Annotated in this window: 2 protein-coding genes; one reads left to right on the top strand and one right to left on the bottom strand. The window is 72.5% G+C overall.

All coding sequences use genetic code 11. The features are described from left to right. A partial coding sequence (locus ABFJ78_RS50145; protein ID WP_436394697.1) for an MFS transporter occupies nucleotides 1-869 on the bottom strand: 869 nt, incomplete at its 3' end. A gap of 101 nt (nucleotides 870-970) precedes the next feature. Here ABFJ78_RS50145 and ABFJ78_RS50150 point away from each other — a divergent pair. Continuing rightward, on the top strand, nucleotides 971-1,849 hold the full coding sequence (locus ABFJ78_RS50150) for a helix-turn-helix transcriptional regulator (RefSeq protein ID WP_436394698.1): 879 nt from the start codon (nucleotides 971-973) through the stop codon (nucleotides 1,847-1,849).

Raw genomic sequence — 1,849 nt, forward strand, 5'->3', positions numbered from 1 at the left:
CCGGCCTGGGTGAGCATCGAGTACTCGTAGCTGAACGCGCCGTAGCCGGCGAAGAGCAGGAGCGTCATCAGCAGGCCGAGCCGCAGTGCGCGTTGCCGGAGAACGGAAGGAGCGACGAGAACCGGCTGTCCGGCCCGCTCGCGACGGCCCTGGTCGATCCGGAAACCGGCCAAGCCCAGCGCACCCGCTGCCGCGAGGCCCGACGTCCACCAGGTCCAGTTCGTTGCCGGTCCGAGCGAGAGACCGGTGATCAGGGCCAGGAGCGGGATCCCCAAGCGGAGTGCGCCGCCGAGGTCGGGACGTTCGGTGCCGTGCGGTGGCTGCGCCGGGAGCCGCCACGCGCCGAGCAACGCCACCACGCTGGGGATCGCGGAGCTCAGCACGGCGCCGCGCCATCCGTCGAAGGGCAGGCCGAGCCCCATCACGAGGCCGCCCGCGACCTGGCCCGCCACGGTGCCCACGCCGGAGCTCGCGGCGAACGCCGCGATCCCGCGGGCCCGGGCACGCTCGCTGTCCGAGGTCTGGATGATCGCGAGCGTCTGGGGCATCACGATCGCCGACGCCGCGCCCTGCGCGACCCGGGCGGCGACCAGCCACCAGAGCCCGGGAGCCGCCGCGGCCAGTGCCGACGTCGTGGCGAGGGCGACGAGCCCGATGATCATGAGCCGCTTGCGGCCGTAGCGGTCGCCGAGCCGTCCCGCGAGGATCAGCCCCGCGGCGAACGACACCGCGAACGCGGCCAGGACGAGCGCCACTTCGCCGGGACCGGCGCCCAGATCCGGCCCGAGGCGCGGGGCGGTCACGTTGCCGATGCTGAACGTGTACGTCGCTCCGAAGGCGGCGACGAAGACCGGCCGGGTCCGTTGCATGGACTCACCTTGCGCCGTCCCGGATGCCCGGCCCAGAGCGTCGTGACGGTGGTGCTCGGACCACCACTTTCGGCGCGCCGAGTCGTGCGATGATCAAGGCCATGGCGGACGTGCGTTCTCGTGAACTGGGTGCCTACCTGCGTGCGCGGCGGAACCGGCTGTCGCCCGCGGACGTCGGTCTGCCCGCTGGTGGCCGGCGCCGGGTCAAGGGGCTGCGCCGGGAGGAAGTCGCGGTCCTCGCGAACGTCGGGTCGACCTGGTACACCTGGCTCGAGCAGGGACGGGACGTGCAGCCGAGCATCGAGGTGCTGGCGGCGATCGCCGACGCGTTGCGGCTCTCGAGTGACGAGCGACGGCACCTGTTCGTCCTCGGTGGACACCCCGGGGCGGGAGCCACGTCGAGCTGGGAAACGGTCGACGCCCGCTGGCAAGGGCTGCTGGACAACCTTTCCCCGCACCCGGCGGTGGCGATGAACCCCTGGTTCGAGCCGCTGGCCTACAACGCGCCCTTCCGGTTCATGATCGACGACTTGGAAGCGCTCCCGGCGGCCGACCGCAACTGCGCCTACCTGCACTTCACCCATCCCGACTGGATCGCCGGGCACTCGGACCACGAACAGGAGTGCGCGGCCGTCGTGGCCAAACTCCGCGCGTACTACGGCGAGTCCGTCACCGACCCGGCGTGGGAGCCGTTGCTCGGCCGGCTTCGCGCCGAGTCCCCGCTGTTCGTGCGGTTGTGGGACCAGGCGGACGTCGCCACCGACCCGGGACGGCTGAAGCGCATCCGGTCGCTGCACGTCGGCAACCTGTCCGTCCGCAACACGACGATGCTGCTCGAGGAGGACCCCCGCCTGCGCGTCGTGGTGTACCAACCGGCGGACCGCACCACGGAGGAACGGCTCGAGGAGCTGGCCAACCGCATCGCCCGCGGCGCGGTCGACGGCCCGGCGAAGGTACGGCGGCTGCGCCCGGCGACCTGA

Source organism: Amycolatopsis sp. MEPSY49 (assembly GCF_051337345.1).
GTDB lineage: Bacteria > Actinomycetota > Actinomycetes > Mycobacteriales > Pseudonocardiaceae > Amycolatopsis.